Source organism: Streptomyces sp. NPDC002467, assembly GCF_042889825.1.
In the GTDB taxonomy this organism is placed as follows: Bacteria; Actinomycetota; Actinomycetes; order Streptomycetales; family Streptomycetaceae; genus Streptomyces.
The window spans coordinates 157,357-177,375 of record NZ_JBIARJ010000006.1 but is presented as its reverse complement, the minus strand read 5'-3'; the positions used below and the strand labels follow the sequence as shown (position 1 = coordinate 177,375).

Below are 20,019 nucleotides of genomic sequence, written 5' to 3'. Positions count from 1 at the left end.
CAGGTCTCCCTTCAGGGCTCCCCTTCGGGGCAGGCCGGAGCACGCCAGGGCAGGTCAAGCGCAGGTCAGGTGTCCCCACGGAAGACCGGTAGGGCCCAGCGCGGCGGCGTCGGCGGGGGCGCAGGGGCCTTCGGCCCGCCCTCCGGCCGCTCCCCCGGCCCGGGGTCCGTACGGCGCAGGGCGCCGATGAACTCCAGGCAGGTGTCCCAGCGGTCCTCCGGCGACTTCGCGAGGGCCTTCGCCAGCACCTCGTCCACCGCGGCGGGCAGGCCCGGCCGGAGGGAGCCGAGCGGGGGCGGCGGATCGTACTGGTGGGCCCAGAGCAGCGCCATGTCGTCGTCGCGCCGGAAGGGCGGCGCGCCGGCGAGGGTCTCGTAGACGACGCAGCCGAGGCTGTAGACGTCGCACCGGCCGTCCACGGGCTTCCCCCAGATCTGTTCCGGCGCCACGTAGTCCAGGGTTCCGACGAACTGCCCGGCCGTCGTGAACCCGGTCAGCGACAGCGACTTCTTCGTCAGGCCGAAGTCGGTCAGGTACACGTGTTCCGGGTGCTCGCTGTCCGTGCCCGCCGCGACGAGGATGTTGGCGGGCTTCACGTCCCGGTGGACGAGGCCGTGGTCGTGCGCCGCGTCGAGTGCCGAGGCGACCTGCCCGGTGATCCGGGCGGCCGTCCCCACCGGCAGCGGACCGGTCCGGTCGAGCATCGCCCGCAGGTCCTGACCGGCCACGAAGCGCATGGCGATGTACAGCAGCCCTTCCGTCTCCCCTGCCTCGAACACGGGGACGATGTGCGGGTGGTCGATGGCCGCGGCCACCTTCGACTCGTGGACGAACCGCTGCCGGAAGGTGTCGTCGTGCGCCAGCTGCGGGGCCAGCAGCTTGAGCGCCACCGTCCGGTCGAGCCGCAGGTCCCGGGCGCGGTAGACGACCGCCATGCCGCCGCGCCCGATCTCGCTCTCCACCAGGTATCCGGCGATCTGCTTCCCCCGCAGGTCGGAAGGGCGGCCGGGGGCCGGTTCCTTGCCGGGCGACTCGCCCATCACTTGGTCCCGGGGTCTTTGACGATCTGGGTCGGGGCGTGCCCCACCGGTCCGGCGGGCGGCTCGTCGGCGCCGTCGGGCAGTACGTCGAGCTGGACGCCGAGCGCGTCGGTCTCCGCGTCGGGCGAGGCGCCCGGTCCCGCGGCCACGGCGTAGGTGCTCAGGTGGGTGCCGTCCCCGTAGAGCCATCGTCCGGTCGCCTCGTCGTAGAGCCAGACCGACTCCCCGTCGAGCACGATTCCGGCGCGCAGGCCCCGTACCGAGCGCCGGAAGGCCTCGGCGTCGATACGCCCCGAGGCGAGCTCCTCGACGGCCCGCCGGTAGCGCTCCACGGTCTGGGTGCTCCGGGCGAGCCGGGGCCTGGGGTCCTCACCGCGGGCGGGTGGGCTCCCGCCGACGGTGGGCGGCGGTTGCGGTACGGCGATCAGGAGCCGGCCGTCCACCCAGGCGGACCAGCCGTTGGCGCAGAGGACCTCGCCCCAGTCCCCGCTGCGGGACAGCAGCTGCACGGGCAGGAAGGGGTCGAGGGGGACGGTGGGCCGGGTCGCGTCGGGGTACTCCCAGGCCGGCATCCCCTCCTGGGGGACGACGTGGGTCGGGTTGAAGTCCGCGACCGCGTCGGGGAAGGTCATCGCTTCGGCTGCTTCCGCATGACGGCCGGCTCGTGCCTGCGCAGCAGCCGGGACACCAGCAGTCCGAAGAGCACGGACAGGACCGGCAGCATGGCGATGCTCACCAGCCACACGCTGGTCCTGTGTTCGAAGATCGGGTCCTGTGTGAGTCGGCCGGGGACGATCGCGCCGACGTCGATGGTCCCGCCCATCGCGCCCATCGCCCACCGCGCCGGCGCGAACCAGGCCACCTGTTCGAGGACGGCGACGTCGTAGAGCTTCAGCAGGGTGCCGCAGAAGACGACCTGGACGATGGCGAGGAGGACCAGCAGCGGCATGGTGACCTCCTCCTTGCGGACCAGGGCGGAGATCAGCAGTCCGAGCATCATCGCGGTGAAGGACAGCAGGGCGACGGCGAGGGTGATCTCGATCAGCGGTGGCATGATGACGCCCCTGCCGTGCGGGGCGTTGAGTTTCACTCCGCCGAGGGCCACGAGGGTCAGTACGACGGCCTGGGCGACGGTGATCGTGCCGAGCACCACCACCTTGGACATCAGGTAGGCGGAGCGGGAGAGTCCCACGGCGCGTTCGCGCTGGTAGATCACGCGTTCCTTGACGAGTTCGCGGACGGCGTTGGCGGCGCCGGTGAGCACTCCGCCGATGGTCAGGATGAGCAGGGCGTTGAGCGCCGTCTCCGCGGTGAGGGTGCTCCCGGCGAGTGCGCGGGCCATGGCCCCCATCATGAACGGCAGCGCGACCATGATGATGAGGAAGGTGCGGTCGGCGCCGAGCACGGCGGCGTACCTGCGGATCAGGGTGGACAGCTGGGAGCCCCAGCTCTGCGCCTTCGGCGGCGGCAGGGGCGCGGCGCGCAAGGGCTCTGCGGCCCCGGCGGCCGGCCGGGACTGGTGGGCGGTGACGTCGACGTAGCGGCGGTGTTCGGGTGAGGCGCGGTAGGCGCCCGCCCAGTCGCGGTCCTGCTGGGTCTCGAACGCCTCGAACGCCTCCGGCCACTCGTCGAAGCCGAAGAAGGAAAGGGCCTCCTGGGGCGGGCCGAAATAGGCGACGCGACCGCCCGGCGCGAGGAACAGCAACCGGTCGCAGACGTCGAGGCTGAGCACGCTGTGGGTGACCACGATGACGGTACGGCCGTCGTCGGCGAGGCCGCGCAGCATGTGCATCACCGAGCGGTCCATGCCCGGGTCGAGGCCGGAGGTGGGTTCGTCGAGGAAGAGCAGGGAGGGCTTCGTCAGCAGTTCCAGGGCGACGGAGACGCGTTTGCGCTGGCCGCCGGAGAGGCTGTGGATCGGCTGGTCGACCCGCTGGACGAGGCCGAGTTCGCGGATCACCTCGTCCACCCGTGCCTCGCGTTCGGCCTTGGCGGTGTCCTGCGGGAAACGCAGTTCGGCGGCGTACACGAGGGCGCGGCGGACGGTGAGCTGGGCGTGCAGGATGTCGTCCTGGGGCACGAGGCCGATGCGGCTGCGCAGTTCCGCGTAGTCGCGGTAGAGGTCGCGGCCGTCGTAGAGGACGGTGCCGCTGTCGGCGGGGCGCAGGCCCGTCAGCGCTCCGAGCAGGGTGGACTTGCCGGCGCCGCTGGGGCCGACGACGGCCAGCAGGCACTTGGCGCCGACGGGGAAGGAGACGCCGTCCATGAGGGTCTTGCGGCCCTGGTCGACGGTGACGGTGAGGCCCTCGACGTCGAGGGAGACCTCGCCGGTGTCGACGTACTCCTGGAGCTGGTCGCCGACGAGGCAGAAGGCGGAGTGGCCGATGCCGACGATGTCGCCTTCGGAGAGCCGGGCGGGCCCGTCGATGCGGGCTCCGTTGAGGTAGGTGCCGTTGTGGCTGCCGAGGTCTGCGATCTCGTACGTGCCGTCGGCGAGGGAGCGCAGTTCGGCGTGCCGGCGGGAGACGACGAGGTCGTCGATGACGAAGTCGCTGTCGGGGGCGCGGCCGATGCGCACGACCGTACTGGGGGCCAGCGGGCGCACGGTGGTCGGCTGCCGGAAGGTGGCGGTCATGCCGGGGTGGGAGACGCTCGACGGCCGGGCGGCTCCCGCGGCCGTGGGGGTCCGGCCGAGGACGACGGCGCGGGGGCCGTCCTCGACGCTGCCGAAGCGGAGCTCGGTGCCGACCCCGACGCTCCACTCCTGGACGCGGTGGCCGTCGACCCACGTGCCGTTGGTGCTGCCCTCGTCCTCGATCGTCCAGTGGTCCCCGTCGGGGCGCAGGATCGCGTGGTGCCAGGAGACGCGGGCGTCGTCGAGGCAGATCTCGCAGAGGGGGTCGCGGCCTACGTGATAGCTCCGGCCCGGGCTCATCCGTGTGGAGCCGAGGTCGGTTTCCAGGACGAGCTCGGGCGCGGTCGGCACACCGGGACGCTGGACCATGAGCAGATTTTCCCACGATCCGACCAGCACGGCAGCGGCGTGACATCGCCGCAGGTCAGAGGCCTCTTATGGGTAATGACAACGGTCCCCGTTGCAGCCTTTGCCCATCTCGTCCGGGTGCGGTTCACTTCGAGCGACGGACCCGAACACACGGGTGTGCGATGGAGACGGGGGACCCCATGTCTGGGCTCGACCAGGCTCACGACCACCGGCACGGGAGCGATCACGCTCACGACGAGGCCGGGCACGCGCACGACGGGGCGGCGCGGCCCGACGACGGCCACGGGCACGACCACGGGCACGGACCCGGCGGCCACAGCCACGGCGTGTCCGCCGACGCCGACCGCCGCTGGCTGGGCATCGCGCTCGGCCTGATCACCACGTTCATGGCCGCCGAGGTGGTCATCGGCATCGTGGCCCAGTCGCTGGCCCTTATCTCCGACGCGGCCCACATGCTGACGGACGCCGTCTCGATCGTGCTCGCGCTCATCGCGATGCGGCTGGCCGCCCGGCCCGCCCGCGGCGGGTTCACGTACGGGCTCAAGCGCGCGGAGATACTCTCCGCCCAGGCCAACGGCCTGACCTTGCTCCTGCTGGGGGCGTGGCTGGCGTACGAGGCGGTACGGCGGCTGATGGATCCGCCGCCGGTGGAGGGCGGCCTGGTCCTGGTGACCGCGCTCGCGGGCATCGTCGTCAACGTGGTGGCGGCCTGGTGCATCTCCCGGGCGAACCGTTCGTCCCTCGCCGTCGAGGGCGCCTTCCAGCACATCCTCAACGACCTGTTCGCCTTCATCGGCACCGCCGTGGCCGGTCTGATCGTCCTGACCACCGGCTTCCGGCAGGCCGACGCCATCGCCACGCTCGTGGTGGTGGTGCTGATGGTCAAGGCGGGCTACGGGCTGATCCGCGAGTCCGGCCGGATCCTGCTGGAAGCCGCACCGGCCCACGTGGACCCGGACGCGGTCGGCGACCGGCTCGTCGGTCGACCGCCGGTCACCGAGGTGCACGACCTGCACATCTGGACCATCACCTCCGGTCAGGCGGCGCTCTCCGCACACGTGCTCGTGGAGCCGGGCGGTGACTGCCACGCGGTGCGCCGGGACCTGGAGGGGCTGCTGGCCAAGGAGTACGGGATCACGCACACCACGCTCCAGGTGGACCACGTGCAGGACTCGCTGCTCACGGTCGGGCGCCCGGGCGAGGATCCCGCGGACTCCCATTGCGCGGACGCGCACGGGCCGGTCCACCGTCAGGGCCCGCACGACCACTGAGTCCGCGTCCGGCGGGGCATACATGTGCCCATGAGCCATGGGAAACGCAGTGCCGGTCTGCTCCTCTTCCGGCGCACGGGGCAGGCGGGGCACACGGGGCGCACGGGCGGGGCGGCGGACCCCCCGCCCGACCACGGGATCGAGGTCCTCCTCGGCCACATGGGCGGCCCCCTGTGGTCCGGACGGGACGCCGGGGGCTGGGCCATCCCCAAGGGCGAGTACGAAGCGGACGAGACACCGCGGAACGCGGCCCGCCGGGAGTTCACCGAGGAGCTCGGGATGCCCCCTCCGGAGGGCGAGTACCTGCCGCTCGGCGACGTACGCCTGGGCAGCGGCAAGCTGGTCACCATCTGGGCGGTGGAGGCGGACCTCGACCCCGCGCTGATGGTGCCGGGCACGTTCTCCCTGGAGTGGCCCCCGCATTCCGGAACCGTGCGGCAGTTCCCCGAGCTGGACCGGGTCGCCTGGTTCGCTCCATCGACGGCGCAGTCGAAACTGATCCCCGCTCAAGTTCCTTTTCTCGAACGGCTATTGACCCTTTTGGAGGATTGATAGGACGTTGACCCGACCTTTACTTGCCACCAAACCCCACCTGCGTGGACATTGCACATATGACGAACGTCGTGCTGGTGGGAACCCTGGACACCAAGGGTGTCGAGTACGGCTGGCTGCGCGAGAGGCTGCTGCGCGCCGGCGTCGAGGTGGTACTGGTCGATACGGGGATCATGGGCGAACCCCGCGTGCCCGCGGACGTCCCCAGAGAAGCGGTGGCCCGGGCGGCGGGAGCCGAACTGTCCGAGCTGCGCACGGCCGCCGACCGGGGCGCGGCCGTCACCACGATGGCCCGGGGCGCGGAAGCGACCGTGCTGCGCCTGCACGCCGAAGGCCGGCTGCACGCGGTGCTCGCGATCGGCGGCAGCGGCGGCACGTCCATCGCCACCCGGGCGATGCGCGCGCTGCCGCTCGGCGTACCGAAACTGATGGTCTCGTCCATGGCGTCCGGGGACGTGTCCCCGTACGTCGGCTCCTCGGACATCACGATGATGTACAGCGTCGTGGACATCGCGGGGATCAACAGCATCTCCGCGCCGGTCCTGGCCAACGCGGCGGAGGCCGCCGCCGGGATGGCCAGGGGCTTCGCCCGCGCCTCCCTGGAACTGCGCCGCCCGGCGCGGCTGGGCACGGGCTCGCGGCCGCTGATCGCGGCGAGCATGGCGGGGGTGACGACGCCCGGCGTGGACGCGGCCCGGGAGCGGCTGACGGAACTCGGCTACGAGGTACTGGTCTTCCACGTCAGCGGCACGGGCGGCCGCACCCTGGAGACCCTGGCCGGCCAGGGCGTCTTCGCGGGCGTCCTCGACCTGACGCTCAGCGAGCTCGCCGACGACCTGTGCGGGGGCATCCTCACCGCGGGTCCCGACCGGCTGAGCGCGGCCGGACGGGCCGGGATTCCGCAGGTGGTGAGCCTCGGGGCGCTGGACATGGTCAAGTTCGGGCCGGTGGAGACCCTGCCCGAGCGGGTCCGGTACCGCAGGGTCCGGGTCCACAACCCGTCCATCACCGTGATCCGTACGACCGAGGCCGAATGCGCCGAACTCGGCCGCCGGGTCGCCGCGAAGCTGCGTACGGCCACCGGCCCCACGGAGGTGTGCGTCCCGCTCCGGGGGCTGTCCACGCTCGGCGCACCGGGCGGGCCGTACCACGACCCGGCCGCGGACCGGGCCCTGTTCTCGGCGCTGCGCGACGGCTTGCGGGGCAGCGCCGCCCGGCTCCACGACTACGACACGCACATCAACGACCCGGCCTTCGGACACGCGGCGGCGGACCGTCTGCACGCCATGATCGGCGCGGTGTCGGCCGCTGCCTGAGACGCCCGGCCCGGTTGGGAACCGGCCGTGGCGGAAAAGTGTCCTGGGGGGTGGGGGGGGGGGCGCCCGGCCCCCCCCCCCCCCCCCGGGGGGGGGGGGGGGGGGGGGCCCGGGGGGGCCCGGGGGGGGGCCCCCCCCGGCGGGGGCGCACGGCCGGCACCCCTTTATGGGCGGGGGGCCGCCGGCGCCCTCCCCCCCCGGCCCCGGGGGGGGCCGGGCGGGGGGGGGGGTGGGGGGGGGGGGGGGGCCGGGCGCCCCCCCCCCCACCTCGACGACCCGGGATGCGGGGGGGGGCTCAGGCAATGACGGACACGTGGACGGTCCCCGGCTATTCGGAGGTCCGGGAACTGGGTTCGGGCGGCAGCGGCCGCGTGGTGCTGGCCGTCCACGACGGCACGGGCACGGCCGTCGCGGTGAAGTACCTCAGTGACCGGATGCGCGAGGACCCGGCCTTCGTCGGGGAGTTCCGGGCCGAGGCGCGCCTCCTAGGGAACCTGCGCTCCCCGCACGTGGTGCGGCTGTACGAATACGTCGAATACGCGGAGGCGCCCGGCGGCGCCGCCATCGTGATGGAACTGGTCGACGGGATCTCGCTGCGCGCACTGCTGAAGCAGTCGGGGCGGACGGACGCCGAGGCCGCCCTGGTGGTGCTGAAGGGCTCCCTGCTGGGGCTGGCGGCGGCGCACCGGGCGGGTGTCGTCCACCGGGACTACAAGCCGGAGAACGTGCTGGTCGCGGCGGACGGCTCCTCGAAGCTGGTGGATTTCGGCATCGCCGCCGACCGCGGCGCGACGCCCGGTGTGGCCGGCACCCCCGCCTACATGGCGCCCGAGCAGTGGCAGGGCCGCCCCGCCTCCCCCGCCGCCGACGTGTACGCGGCGACGGCGACCTTCTTCGAGTGCCTCACCGGCCGCAAGCCCTACGACGGGAACAACTTCGCGGAGCTCGCCGTCCAGCACATAGAGGCCCCGGTCCCCGAGACCGAGGCCCCCGAGCCCGTACGGCCGCTGATCCGGCGCGGTCTGGCCAAGCGGCCCGAGCAGCGGCCGGAGAACGCCGAGGCGTTCGTGGCGGAGCTGGAGGACGTGGCGCTCGCCGCGTACGGCCCCGAATGGGAGGAGCGCGGGCAGCGCAAACTGGCGGCGCTGGCCGCCCTGCTGCCGCTGTTGTTCCCCTCGGCGGCCGCGTCCGCGGCGGGTACGACGGCGGTGGCGACGACCACCCTGCGCACCGGTTCGAGCTGGGCCCCGGGCCGACGCGGCCTGTTGGCGGCCGGGGTGGCGCTGGTGCTGGGAGCGGCTCTCCTCCTGACGACGGACGCGCTCGGCGCCTCCCCGGGCGGGGCCGCGGCGCTCAGCGCGTTCGCGACGACGAGCGCGGCCCCGCCCGGCCAGGGCTCGCCGACGGCCGGCCCGAGCACGTCCGCGTCCGCGTCCCCTTCCGCGACCCCGTCGCCGTCTCCGTCGGCCTCGGCGAGTCCCTCCGCCTCGCCGAGCGCGTCGCCGTCCGCGTCGCCGTCGCCGTCGTACAGCCCTGACCCGAGCCCCACGCCGAAACCGACGACCCCCAAACCCACGACGGCGCCGCCGACTCCGCCCGTCGAGGTGTACGTGGCCCGGGTGACCCTCACGCAGACGGCGCTGGACCAAGGTCGGGCCGCGGTGCTCCTGAAGGCCTCGGGGACCGGGAACGTGAAGGTCACCTTCGAGTGGTTCACCGGAGACGCCGGCGACCCGTTCGCGAGGCCCGACGGCACCAGCGTGTACCAGTACGCCGTCGGTTCGGACCAGCCCTCGATGGCGCACACCTTCACCGGCGCGGGCTGCTACTGGGGCGTCCGGGTCACCACCACGCCGGCGGCCGGATCCGGTCCGGACACGTACAGCATCCAGGCCAAGCGGAGGTGCGTTCCCGCATGAACGACGTCACCCGGAAGCTCACCAGTGACGGTTCGGGCAGCGGCGACGAGGAGTACAGCGCCACCGTCCTCGGCAGCCACTGGTTCGCCGGCCCCGATGGGCCCGGTACGGTCGCGCCCGACCGGGTCGAGGGCTCCGTGCTCCGCTTCGGGCCGGGGGTCACCGCGGCCATGCCCGCGCCGTTCCCGGTGACCGTTCCGACCGCGCCTCCGCAGCGCCGCCGGGGCGCGGGCCTGCGGCGGTACGCCCTCGCGGCCGTGGTGCTGCTCGCGGTCCTCGCGTACCTCGGCTGGCAGCGGTTCGGGCCCGCCCTGGAAGTCCGGAGCCTTGCCGTGACCACCGATTCCAAGGGCCCGGCCTGCGACTCGGCGGCCGACGTGGTCGCCGTCGTCGGCACCGACGGCCGCCCGGGCACCCTCGCCTACCGCTGGGTGCGGAGCGACGGCACGCAGTCCGAGCAGCTGACCGAACGGGTGCCCAGTGGGCAACGGGAGACCCGGTTGCACCTGCTGTGGACCTTCCGGGGCCGGGGCAGCTACCCGGCCAGGGCCGAGCTGCACCTGCTGACGCCCGAGCGGCGCACGGCGGCCGTGGAGTTCACGTACGACTGCCGCCCATAGGCGGACGGATGACGGCGAGACCGCCGTCGAGGTCGACTCGGGTACGCGTTCGGTCTTTCGGCCGAGGCGGTCGTGGCCGTCCGGCCGAAGCCCGCGACGGGCTCCCACCGGCAGACTCGGATGTGTTGACGAGGGCGTGCAGGACGCCCTCCGGCACCGATGCGCGTCACGTTCCAGCCGGCGAACACCCCAACCGGAGCGTGGCCGTCCCGCATGGATGCCAAGTCCGCGCGGGAGGCCCGCGGTCGCTTTGGGGAGCGACCGCGGGCCACTTGCGCACCCGTCCCCCGCCGCAACCGGGGGACGGAGTTCAGAAGCGGGCGTGGGCCGTGATGTCGGCCTCGAACTCGCCCGTCATGGCCGGGGTCACCGTCGGCCGGCACTGCGCGACCGCCTCCAGGTAGTCCGCCGTGGTCGCGCCGAGCTGCGAGGCCGCCGCGCCCCGCGCGCCCACCGCCTCCAGGTCCCGCTCGAAGGACACCTGGGCGGCGATGCGCGCCGCGTGCTCGATGTCGGCCGGCGTGAACAGCTCTGTCGCCTCGACCAGTGCCGTGACGTCGACGTCCGCGCGCCCGGCCGTGTACCGCGACCAGATCGCGGCGCGGGCCCCGGCGTCCGGGGTGCCGATCGGGATCAGGTAGTCGAAGCGTCCCGGCCGCAGGAAGGCCGGGTCGAGGGAGCGGATGGAGTTGGTGGCGCACACCAGCAGGCGCTCGTCGCCCTCGCGGAAGCCGGGTATCAGCTTGAGCAGTTCGTTGGTGACGCCGTGCATCCCGCCGGGCTGTGCGGGCTCGCTGCGCACGGGGGCGATCTCCTCGACCTCGTCGATGAAGACGAGCACCCGCTCCAGTTCGGAGATCCGGGCGAAGGCGTCGCGCAGCGCGGTGGCCAGGTTGCCGCCGTCGGCGAGCCGGGAGGGCAGCAGTTCCACGAAGGGCCAGCCGAGCCGGGAGGCGATGGCGCGGGCGAAGGTGGTCTTGCCGGTGCCGGGCGGGCCGAAGAGGGTGATGGCGCGCGGCGGCCGCACTCCGTGGGCGGCGGCCCGCTCGGGCTCGGCCAGCGGCAGCACCACGCGCCGCTCGATGAGGTCCTTCTCCTTCTCCATCCCGGCGACCTTGGTCCACAGGTCGTTGGGGAGGAAACGGCCGCCGAGGTCGTCGAGGAGGCCTGCCGCCGGTCCGTGCAGCGGCTCGGTCTTCTCGAAGTAGGCGACCGCCGGCTGCCGGGTGTACCCGGCGTTCAGCAGTCCCTCGCCGAGGAGGTCCTCCTCGGGCAGGACGTAGGCGATGCGGCCGACGCGGGCGGCGATGAGGCGCCGTTCCAGCTCCACGAGCAGGGCGCTGGCCAGGCCCCGGCCGCGCCAGCCGGAGGCGATCGCGATGCGCATGACCCACGCCCGCTCGCCGGTGACGCAGGCGAGGGCCGCGCCGATCGGGACGCCCTGGTGGACGGCGACCACGCAGGGCTGCCGGTCCGTGAGGGCGCTGATGCACTCGGCGAGCGAGAAGACGGATTCCTGGCCGAGTTCCGCCGTGGTGTCGATCAGGTGGACCACCGCTGCGAGATCGCTCTCGCGGTAGTCGTGGATGAGCCAGTTCACCGGGTACCGCCCCTCGTTCGTGCTCCTGCGGCGAGGCTAGGGGCCAGGGGGCCGGCCGATCACGCACCTCCGTGCACAACAGGCGGTCCGGAAACCGTCCGTGTCGTCCATAGACTGGTGCTTTCCGCCCGAACGCCAGACCGAGGATTCCAGCGCCTTCATGCTTTGCCACATAACCGCGGCCCGACGTGGGCCGCTCATATGGATCGCTCCCTTCCTCTGGACCCTGGCGTTGGGTCTGTGGGGGCTGTCACGGCAGGACAGCGTGTGGCGGGACGAGGCGGCGACCTGGCAGGTCGCGGGGCGCCCGGCGGGCCGGATCGCGGAGATGCTCGCGAACGTGGACGCCGTCCACGGGCTGTACTACTTCCTCATGCACGGCCTCTTCGAGGTCTTCGGCGCGAGTACGACCACCCTGCGGCTGCCCTCGGTGCTGGCCGTCGCGGCCGCCGCGTCCTGCGTGGCGCTGATCGGGCGGCGGCTCGCCGGTTTCTGGGCGGGGCTCGGCGGCGGACTGGCGCTCGGGCTGCTGCCGGCGGTCCAGTTCTACCTCCAGGAGGGCAGGCCGTACGCGCTGGTCGCGGCGGGGGCCGCGGTGTCGACGCTGCTGCTGGTGTCGCTCCTGGACGGCGGCCCGGGGCGCAGGGCGTGGCCGCGCTGGACGGCGTACGGGATCACGGTGCTGGTGTGCGCCCTGCTGAACTGGCTGTCGCTGCTGATCCTGCCCGCGCACGCGGTGACCCTGTGGTGGGTGCGGGCCGGGCGCGGTGTGTGGCTGCGCTGGGCGGCGTACGGCACGGGTGCGGTGGCGGGGGCGCTGCCGCTGGTCCTGTTCAGCCGGACCCAGTCCGACCAGGTGTCGTGGATACCGCCGCTGACCTGGCACATGCTGATCGGTCCGGGGATCCTGCTGGCGATCGGCGCCCTCGGGGCGTGGGCGGACCGGCCGGACCGGTCCCGAGTGTCGGCGGCCGCGGTCGGGCTGCCGCTGCTGGCGGTGCCGCAGCTCGGGCTGATCGGGCTGTCGCTGGTCCAGCCGCTGTTTCTCGACCGGTACGTGCTGTTCGGCATGGTGGGCCTGGCCCTGCTGATCGGGGCCGCCCTGGGGGCCGCGGTACGGGCCTGCGCTCCACACTTCCCGAGGACGTCGGCCCTGCTGGTGCCGGGGGTGATCGGGGTCGCGGTGCTGGCCCTGCTGCCGGTGGAGCTGGGCAAGCGGGCCCCGGCGAGCCGGGTGGACGACGTGCTGGCGGTGGCGGGCGAGGTGGCCCGGCTGAAGGAGGACGGGGACGCGGTGCTCTTCGTACCCGCCGCTCGACGTGACACGGCGCTGGTCTCCCCCGGCGACTTCACGGGCCTGGACGACATCGCGCTCGCGCGGACCCCGGTGGCCTCGGCCACCCTCAAGGGCGAGGAGTCCGACCCGGCGCGGATCAGGGCGGCGATGCTCACCCGGCGGCGCGTGCTCCTGGTGACGGACTCGGCGAAGGTCGCGAAGGCCCCGTCGGCGGAACGGGACAAGACGAAGGCCGCCGTCCTGCGGGAGCACTTCACGGCGGTGGAGGACCGCCAGCTGCGCGGCCGCCGGGTGACGGTGTACGAGCGGCGCTCCTAGGGCCTGTCTTTTGGATCAGGCCGGATCAGGGAGCGGGGCCTGGTGCGTGCGATCGCAAGGCGGAGGAGGGAGTCAACGCGGAGCGTTGGCGACCGACGACAACGCGGCGAGCGTGCGTGCCAGGCCCCGCTCCCTGATCCGGCCTGATCCAAAAGACAGGCCCTAGCCCTCCCTTCCGGGTCCTGCTTCCCGCCTGGCGTTTCCTACGGTCCGGATTTCACCGGGGGTCCACGGGATTCACAGCGTATTCATACGGAATACCGGGCTCCGGGCAAAGGTCGGGCAGGCAGGGTGGGGGCATGATCCACCGAACGCTCCACCGACCGGCCCGGCGCACCCGTGCGCGGCGGGCGTCCCGGATCCTGCTCGCCCTGGCGGCCATGGCCGCACTGATCGGCGTCGACGTGCCCGACGCCGTGGCCGGCGCACCGCTCGGCGTCACCGCCGAGGCCCTGCCCGACGCAGCGGCGGACCGGGTGGGCGCCCTCTTCACGGGCGGACTCGACGGCGGGCACTTCTGCACCGCGGCCGTGGTGCGGAGCGACGACCACGACGTGATCGCCACCGCCGCGCACTGCGTGGGCGACCCGGACTCCACCTTCTTCGCGCCGGGCTACCGCGAAGGCAAGGCCCCGTACGGGCTGTGGCGGATCACCGGCGTCTACGTCGCCGAGGGCTGGAAGACCGGCCAGGACCCGGACGCGGACATCGCGTTCGCGACGGTCGCCCCCGCGGACGGGGGGCCGGGCGGGGCGGTCGAGGACCGGGTGGGCGGCTTCCCGGTCGCCGCGGAACAGCCGGACGACGCCACGGTGACGGTGATCGGCTACCCGCGCACCCAGGAGACCCCGCTGCGGTGCGCGAACACCACCGCGCTTCTCTCGCAGACCCAGCGCCGGATCGGCTGCCCGGACCTCACCGGTGGCACCAGCGGCAGCCCGTGGCTGGTGGACGGCGCGCTGGCCGGGGTGCTCGGCGGGTACGAGGGCGGCGGATCGGTACCGGAGATCTCCTACAGCGCGGTCATGGGGGACCAGGCCGTCGAGCTGTACCGGGAGGCGGCCGACGCCGGCTGACGCGGTACCTGTCGCGCTGACGCGGTACCGGTTGCGCGGGGCGCCGCAGCGGGCAGTCTGTGGGCATGAGCCAGCCGAGGAACCCGAGGCCCTCCGTTTCCGAGGACGACGGCCGGACCGATCCGCTGGTCCGGCTGTCCCTGGAGCAACTGCGCCGGCGCACCAGCATGAAGTGGCGCACCCATCCCGCGGACGTCCTCCCGCTGTGGGTGGCCGAGATGGACGTGCCCCTCGCGCCTCCCGTGGCCGAGGCCCTGCACCGGGCGATCGACCGGGGCGACACCGGCTATCCCCACGGCACCGCGTACGCCGAGGCCCTGGCGGCCTTCGCCGCGAAGCGCTGGGGTTGGGACGGCATCCGGATCGAGGACACCGCGATCACCCCCGACGTCATGCTGGGCATCGTCGAGTTGCTGCGCCTGATCACCGGTCCCGGCGACGCGGTGGTGGTCTGCTCCCCCGTGTACCCGCCCTTCTACGCCTTCGTCGCGCACGACGGCCGGGAGGTGGTCGAAGCGCCCCTCGGCCCGGACCTGCGCATCGATCCCGGCGCGCTGGAGGACGCCTTCGTCCGCGCCCGGCGCGGGGGCCGCCGGGCGGCGCTCCTGCTGAGCAACCCGCACAACCCGACCGGTGTGGTCCATACGCGTGCGGAGCTGGAAACGGTCGCCGTGCTGGCCCGGCGGCACGGCGTGCGGGTGGTCTCCGACGAGATCCACGCCCCGCTGGTGCTGTCCGGGGCCCGGTTCACCCCGTTCCTGAGCGTGCCCGGCGCCGAGGACGGCTTCTGCGTCATGTCCGCGTCCAAGGCCTGGAACCTGGCCGGCCTCAAGGCCGCCGTGGCCGTCGCGGGCCCGGAGTCGGCGGACGATCTGCGCCGGATGCCGGAGGAGGTCGGCCACGGCCCCAGCCATCTGGGGGTCCTGGCGCACACGGCGGCGTTCCGGGACGGCGGGGAGTGGCTCGACGAGCTGCTCACGGGGCTGGACGCGAACCGCGGTCTGCTGGGCGCGCTGGTCGAGGAGCACCTGCCGGGCATCGGCCACGTCCCGCCCGAGGGCACGTACCTGGCCTGGCTGGACTGCACGGCGCTGGGCCTCCACGACGACGAGCCGCGCGACGGCCCCGGCGTGGTCGCCGACATCGCGGGACCGGCGAGGCTGTTCCTCGACCGGGCCCGCGTGGCCCTGAGCTCGGGGCACGTCTTCGGCACGGGCGGCGCCGGATGCGTACGCCTCAACTTCGCGACCTCGCCGACGATCCTGCGCGAAGCGGTGGCCCGGATGGGACGCGCGCTGGCGGAAGTCGAGGACCCGGTGGCCTAGCGGACGGCGGGGACGCGTTCGGCCTCGGGGGCGGAGGACTGCGCGGGAAGGCAGTCGAGCGTGGGCCGGGACGGGGTCGGGGTGCCGGAGCGGATGTCCTGCATCCCGCGGCGCAGGCTGCTGCGCAGCACGCGTCCCAGCGGACGTTCCACGAGCCGGTGGACGACCCAGGCGACCGCGAGCATGACGGCGGTCACGCCGAGGACGAGGGGTACGGGAGGCACCCGGTCGCGGAAGTGATGGATGAGCGTCAGCCCGGCCATCATGTGGATCAGGTAGAGCGGGTACGTGAGCGCCCCCGCGTGCGGGAGCCAGCCCCAGCGGACGCGGTCGAAGGCACCGAGCGCCATGCCCGCCATCACGAGGAAGCCGAGCAGGATGATCACGTGCGCGGGCCATTCCGGTGTGTGCGCGGTGACGCCCCGGCCGAGGCTGGAGATCATCCGGGCCTTCACGTGGTGCTGCGCGATGAGGAACTGGGCCACGACGAGGGCCCACAGGACGGCGTTCGGCCGGAAGCGGCGCATCAGGTGGAAGGCGATCCCGGCGATGAAGTACGGGGAGGCGGACGGGACGGCGAAGAAGGACAGCAGGCCGCTGTCGGCGGTGGGCGCGACCACGCCCGCCAGGGTCCAGATCCCGCAGAACAGCACGCAGTTGCGGTAGGTCAGACCGCTCATGACGACGATCGCGAACAGTACGTAGAACTTGAGCTCGACGAAGAGGGTCCAGTACGCGTCGTCGACGTGCGGGACTCCGAGGCCGCCCTGGACCATCGACAGGTTCACCATGATGTCGGTGAACCCCGCGGCCTTCCGCACCTCGGGCCAGCCGAGGAGCACGAGCGAGGTGAGGGCGACGGCCGCCCAGTAGGCGGGGAAGAGCCTGGAGACGCGGGACACCGCGAACTCCCCCACGCTGCGGCCCCAGGCGCTCATGCATATGACGAAGCCGCTGACGAGGAAGAAGATCTCGACGCCGAGCCAGCCGTAGACGGCGAAGTGGCGGGCGATCGGGAAGACGCCTTCGGTCGCCTCGCCCCAGGCGCTCGCGAGGGCGACGTAGTGGTAGAAGAGCACGGCCAGCGCGGCGAGCACCCGGACGCCGTCGAGGATCGCCAGCCGTCCGGCGGGCGCCCCGGACGACCCGGACGACGTCCCGGCCGGCGTCCCGCCGGGTGCTCCGGCACGCGTCCGGCCGCTCGGTATCGGCTCCGGCCCTGCGTCCGAACTGCGCACACTCATCCCTGGAACGCCCCCTGGTACGTACAACTGTCCGAATCTTGCGGCGGATCTGCGGAACTCTAGCGCGCTCACGGACGTCTCACGGGGTCGGGCGGGGCGAGGGACGCCTCACTCCGCGTTCAGTTGGAGTTCGCCCTCCGGTTCCTCCGCGGACATCTCGAACGGCTCGAACCACGTGGGCTCGTCACGCAGGGCCTGCTCGATCCGGAACAGGGAGAACCGCTCCATCGGCGGCAGCTCGTCCACCGCGAACCAGGCCACCTCCAGGGATTCGTGGTCGTTGGCCCGGGCCTCGCCGCCGGTCGCGCGGCAGCGGAAGGTGATGTCCTGGAACTGGCAGACGTCACCGTTGGGATAGGTGATCGGAGCGAGCATCTGCACGAGGACCACCCGTTCGGGGACGCAGCGCACGGCCGTCTCCTCGTGGACCTCGCGCACGGCGGTCTCGGCCGGCTGCTCACCGGGCTCGCAGATCCCGCCGACGACGGACCAGCGCCCGTTGTCGGAGCGCCGGCCGAGCAGGACCCGGCCCCGGTCGTCGAAGACGATCGCCGTGACGGCGGGCAGCAGGAGCAGTCGGTGCCCGGCGGTGGCACGGATCTCGCGGATGAAATCGGGTGTGGTCATCCCCCGACCCTACGAGGCCGGGGGCGTCGTTCCGGCGTCAGGCGGCGCGGCGCGTGCGGATGCGGCGGGTCAGGACCAGGCCGAAACCGCCCGCCGCGATCAGCAGGAGGACGTACTCGGGGAGCGGCCCCAGCCGGGTGGCGGGGGTCTCGGTGGAACGCAGCGGGATCTCCTCTACCAGGGCGTCCGCCGTGAACATCTTCGTCTGCCGGACGATCTTGCCGTCGGGGCGGATGACCGCGCTGACCCCGCTGGTGACGGGGACGAGGACGGCACGGCTGTGCTCGACCGCGCGGATCCGGTCCATGGCGAGCTGCTGGTACGTCATCTGGGTGCGGCCGAACGTGGCGTTGTTGCTCGGTACGGCGATCACCTGGGCGCCGTCGCGGACGGTGGAGCGGACCGCGTCGTCGAAGGCGGCCTCGAAGCAGGTGACCATGCCGACGCGGCTGCCGGCCATGTCGAAGACGCCGGGGTCCTTGCCCGGGCCGAAGTCCCGGCGCACCCGGTCCACGTCCGAGCTGAAGAGCCGGACGAAGGAGCGCATCGGGATCCGCTCGCCGAAGGGCTGGATCTTGCGCTTGTCGTAGGTGTCCGTGGGGCCCTTGACCGGGTCCCACAGGATCATCGTGTTGCGCAGCGGTCCGGTCTCCGGGGCGACGACGGCGCCGATGGCGACGGGCACGCCGATCGCCTGGACCGCGCTTTCGATGGCGGCGTAGGCGTCGGGCTCGGTGTACGGGTCGAGGTCGGAGGAGTTCTCCGGCCAGACGACGAAGTCGGGCTTGGGTACGCGACCGGCCTTGACGTCCTGGGCGAGCTCGATGGTCCGGTTGACGTGGTTGTCCAGGACCTGGCGGCGCTGGGCGTTGAAGTCGAAGCCCAGGCGCGGGACGTTGCCCTGGATGACGGCGGCGACGACCTTGCCGTCCTCGGCGGAGTCGGAGACCAGCGGGCGGGCGGCGAGCCCGGCGCCGATGGGGGCGGCGACGCTGAGCGCGGCGACGGCGGCGGTGGCGCGGCCGGGGTGCTCGCGGGCCGCGCGCAGGGCCGCGTACAGACCGAATCCGCAGAGGGCGACGGCGAAGGAGAGCAGCGGGGTGCCGCCGAGGGCGGCGAGCGGGGTGAAGATCCCGTCGGCCTGACCGAAGGCGAGCTTGCCCCAGGGGAAGCCGCCGAAGGGGATCCGGGCCCGCAGGGCCTCGCCGGCGACCCAGACGGCCGCGGCGAAGACCGGCCAGGCGGGGAGCCGGCCGACGAGGGCGACGCCGAGGCCGGTGACCCCGACGAAGAGGGCCTCGACGGCGGCGAGGGCCAGCCAGGGCACCGGGCCGACCTCCGAGCCGGTCCACACGAGGAGCGGCAGCATGAAGCCGAGCCCGGTGAGGAAGCCGAGGCCGAAGCCGGCCCGCGCGCGGCGGCCGTGCAGGCAGCCGGCGAGCAGGGCGAGGGCGAGGGGGGCCAGCCACCACAGGGGGCGGGGCGGGAAGCTGAGGTAGAGCAGCACGCCGGCGAGCGCCGCGAGCGGGGCCCGCACCAGCCACAGGGACGTGCGCGGCCCCATCCGGGAGAGGATTCCGCCGTGGGCGCCGGGGGCCGCGCCCGCCGGGTCGGCGGGCTTCACGGGCTCGTTCCCGGCCGTGCGGGTGACACTGCTGCTCATTTGGCGGAGTGTACGTCCCCTCGGTCAAAGCGCAGGTAAGGACCTATCGGGCGAGGGCACGGAGGTGGGTGCGAATGACCCGGACGGCGTTCTCCGCGTCGTCGACGGTGACCGTGAACAGCTTTCCGTCGCCGAGTCTCAGTTCCACGCCTTCGCCGCGCCGGACGATGACCGCGGTGCCCTTCTCCGGGCGCCAGCGGTAGCCCCAGCCGCCCCACTGCTGCGGGGTGATCCGGGGGACGAACTCGGCCGAGGCCACATCGCTGAGCCGGATCCTGCGGCGGGGCAGCCCCATGTGGCCGCAGCGCACTTCGAAGACCTCGGCGTCGACGGTGACGGCGACGTGTACGAAGGCGAGGGTCCCGAAGAGGATCAGCAGTCCCGCGGCGAGGCAGCCGATCACGGACATGAGCAGGGGGACGTAGCCGGAGGTCCAGGCGTTGTCGACGGCCAGTTCCGCGCCGAGCGCCAGACAGGCCGCACCGGCCGCCGCCAGCAGCCACTGCACGCGGTTGGAGGCCCGGCCCGTCCAGCGCGGGCCCGGGGTGTGCACCGTCATGTTGAGCAGCGTACTCACGTTCCGCACCGGCGCCACCACCTCTCGCCCACGTGCCGCGATGCGCGCCTGCCCGCGCTTGACCTCAACCAAACTCGAGGTCCTACGGTCCCGGCATGACCACTCACCAGGCAGTCGAGACAGCAGGCAACGGCGTACCCGCGCGCTACCGCACGGCTGTGGTGCCGCACATCATGGTGGCCGACGCCGCCGCGGCGATCGATTTCTACGTCCGGGCCTTCGGCGCCGTCGAGGAGTTCCGGCTCGACGCCCCCGGGGGCGGGGTGCTGCACGCCGAGATCCGGATCGGCGGGGCGGTGATGATGCTCGGCGACACCTCCGAGGGCCCGTTCTCCCCGCCTTCGGCCCTGGGCGGGACCTCGGTCGCGCTACACGTGTTCGTACCGGACGTGGACGCGCTCGCCCGGACCGCGGTGGCGGCCGGCGCGGAGCTGGTGCAGGAGCCGGCGGACCGGTTCCACGGCGACCGGACCGCCATCCTGCGGGATCCGTCCGGGCACCTGTGGGTGTTCCTGACCCACCTGGAGGAGGTGTCCGGGGAGGAGATGGCGCGGCGGCTCGGATAGCGGG

The 20,019-nt window shown here is 73.2% G+C and carries 17 protein-coding genes; 9 read left to right on the top strand and 8 right to left on the bottom strand.

The window, feature by feature from the left end; translation table 11 throughout:
- Positions 1-65: 65 nt before the first annotated feature.
- From ACFYYJ_RS15160 to ACFYYJ_RS15150, 3 genes are read right to left on the bottom strand one after another with little or no spacing between them, the layout of a single operon-like run.
- The gene (locus tag ACFYYJ_RS15160) at positions 66-1,040 is read right to left on the bottom strand and encodes a serine/threonine-protein kinase (protein WP_389132387.1); all 975 of its coding nucleotides are present in this window, start codon (positions 1,038-1,040) and stop codon (positions 66-68) included.
- On the bottom strand, positions 1,040-1,672 hold the full coding sequence (locus ACFYYJ_RS15155; protein ID WP_389132384.1) for a hypothetical protein: 633 nt from the start codon (positions 1,670-1,672) through the stop codon (positions 1,040-1,042). Before ACFYYJ_RS15155 ends, ACFYYJ_RS15160 begins: the two co-directional genes overlap by 1 nt.
- Complete coding sequence (locus tag ACFYYJ_RS15150) at positions 1,669-4,044, bottom strand: FHA domain-containing protein (RefSeq protein ID WP_389132382.1); 2,376 nt, start codon at positions 4,042-4,044, stop codon at positions 1,669-1,671. The genes ACFYYJ_RS15155 and ACFYYJ_RS15150 overlap by 4 nt, the downstream gene beginning before the upstream one ends.
- Positions 4,045-4,223: 179 nt before the next feature.
- Here ACFYYJ_RS15150 and ACFYYJ_RS15145 point away from each other — a divergent pair, with 179 nt between their 5' ends.
- The 5 genes from ACFYYJ_RS15145 (at position 4,224) to ACFYYJ_RS15125 (ending at position 9,722) form a co-directional block, all read left to right on the top strand.
- Positions 4,224-5,315: a cation diffusion facilitator family transporter gene (locus tag ACFYYJ_RS15145; RefSeq protein WP_385133092.1), complete on the top strand. Its 1,092-nt coding sequence runs from the start codon at positions 4,224-4,226 to the stop codon at positions 5,313-5,315.
- Positions 5,316-5,345: 30 nt separating this feature from the next.
- The gene (locus ACFYYJ_RS15140) at positions 5,346-5,867 is read left to right on the top strand and encodes an NUDIX domain-containing protein (protein WP_389132378.1); all 522 of its coding nucleotides are present in this window, start codon (positions 5,346-5,348) and stop codon (positions 5,865-5,867) included.
- Positions 5,868-5,926: 59 nt separating this feature from the next.
- Entirely contained in the window at positions 5,927-7,183 is a 1,257-nt protein-coding gene (locus ACFYYJ_RS15135) for a Tm-1-like ATP-binding domain-containing protein (RefSeq protein ID WP_385360753.1), read from the top strand.
- Between the two features lie 302 nt (positions 7,184-7,485).
- Positions 7,486-9,102 (top strand): serine/threonine-protein kinase, encoded by a 1,617-nt coding sequence (locus ACFYYJ_RS15130; protein ID WP_389132374.1) that lies wholly within the window; start codon positions 7,486-7,488, stop codon positions 9,100-9,102.
- Positions 9,099-9,722 (top strand): hypothetical protein, encoded by a 624-nt coding sequence (locus ACFYYJ_RS15125; protein WP_389132372.1) that lies wholly within the window; start codon positions 9,099-9,101, stop codon positions 9,720-9,722. Before ACFYYJ_RS15130 ends, ACFYYJ_RS15125 begins: the two co-directional genes overlap by 4 nt.
- 310 nt (positions 9,723-10,032) lie before the next feature.
- Here ACFYYJ_RS15125 and ACFYYJ_RS15120 read toward each other — a convergent pair whose 3' ends face one another.
- Positions 10,033-11,322: an ATP-binding protein gene (locus ACFYYJ_RS15120; protein WP_385365801.1), complete on the bottom strand. Its 1,290-nt coding sequence runs from the start codon at positions 11,320-11,322 to the stop codon at positions 10,033-10,035.
- 160 nt (positions 11,323-11,482) lie between these two features.
- On the opposite strand from ACFYYJ_RS15120, the gene ACFYYJ_RS15115 reads away from it, so the two are divergent.
- From ACFYYJ_RS15115 to ACFYYJ_RS15105, 3 genes are all read left to right on the top strand, one after another.
- The gene (locus ACFYYJ_RS15115) at positions 11,483-12,937 is read left to right on the top strand and encodes a hypothetical protein (RefSeq protein WP_389132369.1); all 1,455 of its coding nucleotides are present in this window, start codon (positions 11,483-11,485) and stop codon (positions 12,935-12,937) included.
- Between the two features lie 299 nt (positions 12,938-13,236).
- The gene (locus tag ACFYYJ_RS15110; RefSeq protein ID WP_385133481.1) at positions 13,237-14,013 is read left to right on the top strand and encodes a trypsin-like serine peptidase; all 777 of its coding nucleotides are present in this window, start codon (positions 13,237-13,239) and stop codon (positions 14,011-14,013) included.
- Positions 14,014-14,078: 65 nt separating this feature from the next.
- Positions 14,079-15,338 carry a MalY/PatB family protein gene (locus ACFYYJ_RS15105; RefSeq protein WP_389132366.1) on the top strand — a complete coding sequence of 420 codons (1,260 nt, stop codon included), beginning with the start codon at positions 14,079-14,081 and terminating at the stop codon, positions 15,336-15,338.
- On the opposite strand, the gene ACFYYJ_RS15100 is transcribed toward ACFYYJ_RS15105, so the two are convergent.
- From ACFYYJ_RS15100 to ACFYYJ_RS15085, 4 genes are all read right to left on the bottom strand, one after another.
- Positions 15,335-16,582 carry an acyltransferase family protein gene (locus tag ACFYYJ_RS15100; protein ID WP_389132363.1) on the bottom strand — a complete coding sequence of 416 codons (1,248 nt, stop codon included), beginning with the start codon at positions 16,580-16,582 and terminating at the stop codon, positions 15,335-15,337. The genes ACFYYJ_RS15105 and ACFYYJ_RS15100 overlap by 4 nt on opposite strands.
- 108 nt (positions 16,583-16,690) lie before the next feature.
- Positions 16,691-17,209: an NUDIX domain-containing protein gene (locus tag ACFYYJ_RS15095; RefSeq protein WP_385365796.1), complete on the bottom strand. Its 519-nt coding sequence runs from the start codon at positions 17,207-17,209 to the stop codon at positions 16,691-16,693.
- 37 nt (positions 17,210-17,246) lie between these two features.
- Positions 17,247-18,872 (bottom strand): apolipoprotein N-acyltransferase, encoded by a 1,626-nt coding sequence (lnt, locus tag ACFYYJ_RS15090; RefSeq protein WP_389132360.1) that lies wholly within the window; start codon positions 18,870-18,872, stop codon positions 17,247-17,249.
- Positions 18,873-18,915: 43 nt separating this feature from the next.
- Entirely contained in the window at positions 18,916-19,431 is a 516-nt protein-coding gene (locus ACFYYJ_RS15085) for a hypothetical protein (protein WP_385133472.1), read from the bottom strand.
- A gap of 113 nt (positions 19,432-19,544) precedes the next feature.
- Between ACFYYJ_RS15085 and ACFYYJ_RS15080 the strand changes: the two genes are divergently transcribed.
- Entirely contained in the window at positions 19,545-20,015 is a 471-nt protein-coding gene (locus ACFYYJ_RS15080; RefSeq protein ID WP_389132357.1) for a VOC family protein, read from the top strand.
- The last annotated feature ends 4 nt before the right edge of the window (positions 20,016-20,019 follow it).

Bases quoted from the DNA above. Each gene is read 5' to 3' on its own strand.
- ACFYYJ_RS15140 (WP_389132378.1), top strand. From the start codon at position 5,346: ATGAGCCATGGGAAACGCAGTGCCGGTCTGCTCCTCTTCCGGCGCACG.
- ACFYYJ_RS15105 (WP_389132366.1), top strand. From the start codon at position 14,079: ATGAGCCAGCCGAGGAACCCGAGGCCCTCCGTTTCCGAGGACGACGGC.
- ACFYYJ_RS15100 (WP_389132363.1), bottom strand. From the start codon at position 16,582: ATGAGTGTGCGCAGTTCGGACGCAGGGCCGGAGCCGATACCGAGCGGC.
- ACFYYJ_RS15115 (WP_389132369.1), top strand. From the start codon at position 11,483: ATGCTTTGCCACATAACCGCGGCCCGACGTGGGCCGCTCATATGGATC.
- ACFYYJ_RS15150 (WP_389132382.1), bottom strand. From the start codon at position 4,044: ATGGTCCAGCGTCCCGGTGTGCCGACCGCGCCCGAGCTCGTCCTGGAA.
- ACFYYJ_RS15085 (WP_385133472.1), bottom strand. From the start codon at position 19,431: ATGACGGTGCACACCCCGGGCCCGCGCTGGACGGGCCGGGCCTCCAAC.
- ACFYYJ_RS15145 (WP_385133092.1), top strand. From the start codon at position 4,224: ATGTCTGGGCTCGACCAGGCTCACGACCACCGGCACGGGAGCGATCAC.
- lnt (WP_389132360.1), bottom strand. From the start codon at position 18,872: ATGAGCAGCAGTGTCACCCGCACGGCCGGGAACGAGCCCGTGAAGCCC.
- ACFYYJ_RS15125 (WP_389132372.1), top strand. From the start codon at position 9,099: ATGAACGACGTCACCCGGAAGCTCACCAGTGACGGTTCGGGCAGCGGC.
- ACFYYJ_RS15135 (WP_385360753.1), top strand. From the start codon at position 5,927: ATGACGAACGTCGTGCTGGTGGGAACCCTGGACACCAAGGGTGTCGAG.
- ACFYYJ_RS15110 (WP_385133481.1), top strand. From the start codon at position 13,237: ATGATCCACCGAACGCTCCACCGACCGGCCCGGCGCACCCGTGCGCGG.
- ACFYYJ_RS15130 (WP_389132374.1), top strand. From the start codon at position 7,486: ATGACGGACACGTGGACGGTCCCCGGCTATTCGGAGGTCCGGGAACTG.
- ACFYYJ_RS15160 (WP_389132387.1), bottom strand. From the start codon at position 1,040: ATGGGCGAGTCGCCCGGCAAGGAACCGGCCCCCGGCCGCCCTTCCGAC.
- ACFYYJ_RS15095 (WP_385365796.1), bottom strand. From the start codon at position 17,209: ATGACCACACCCGATTTCATCCGCGAGATCCGTGCCACCGCCGGGCAC.
- ACFYYJ_RS15155 (WP_389132384.1), bottom strand. From the start codon at position 1,672: ATGACCTTCCCCGACGCGGTCGCGGACTTCAACCCGACCCACGTCGTC.
- ACFYYJ_RS15080 (WP_389132357.1), top strand. From the start codon at position 19,545: ATGACCACTCACCAGGCAGTCGAGACAGCAGGCAACGGCGTACCCGCG.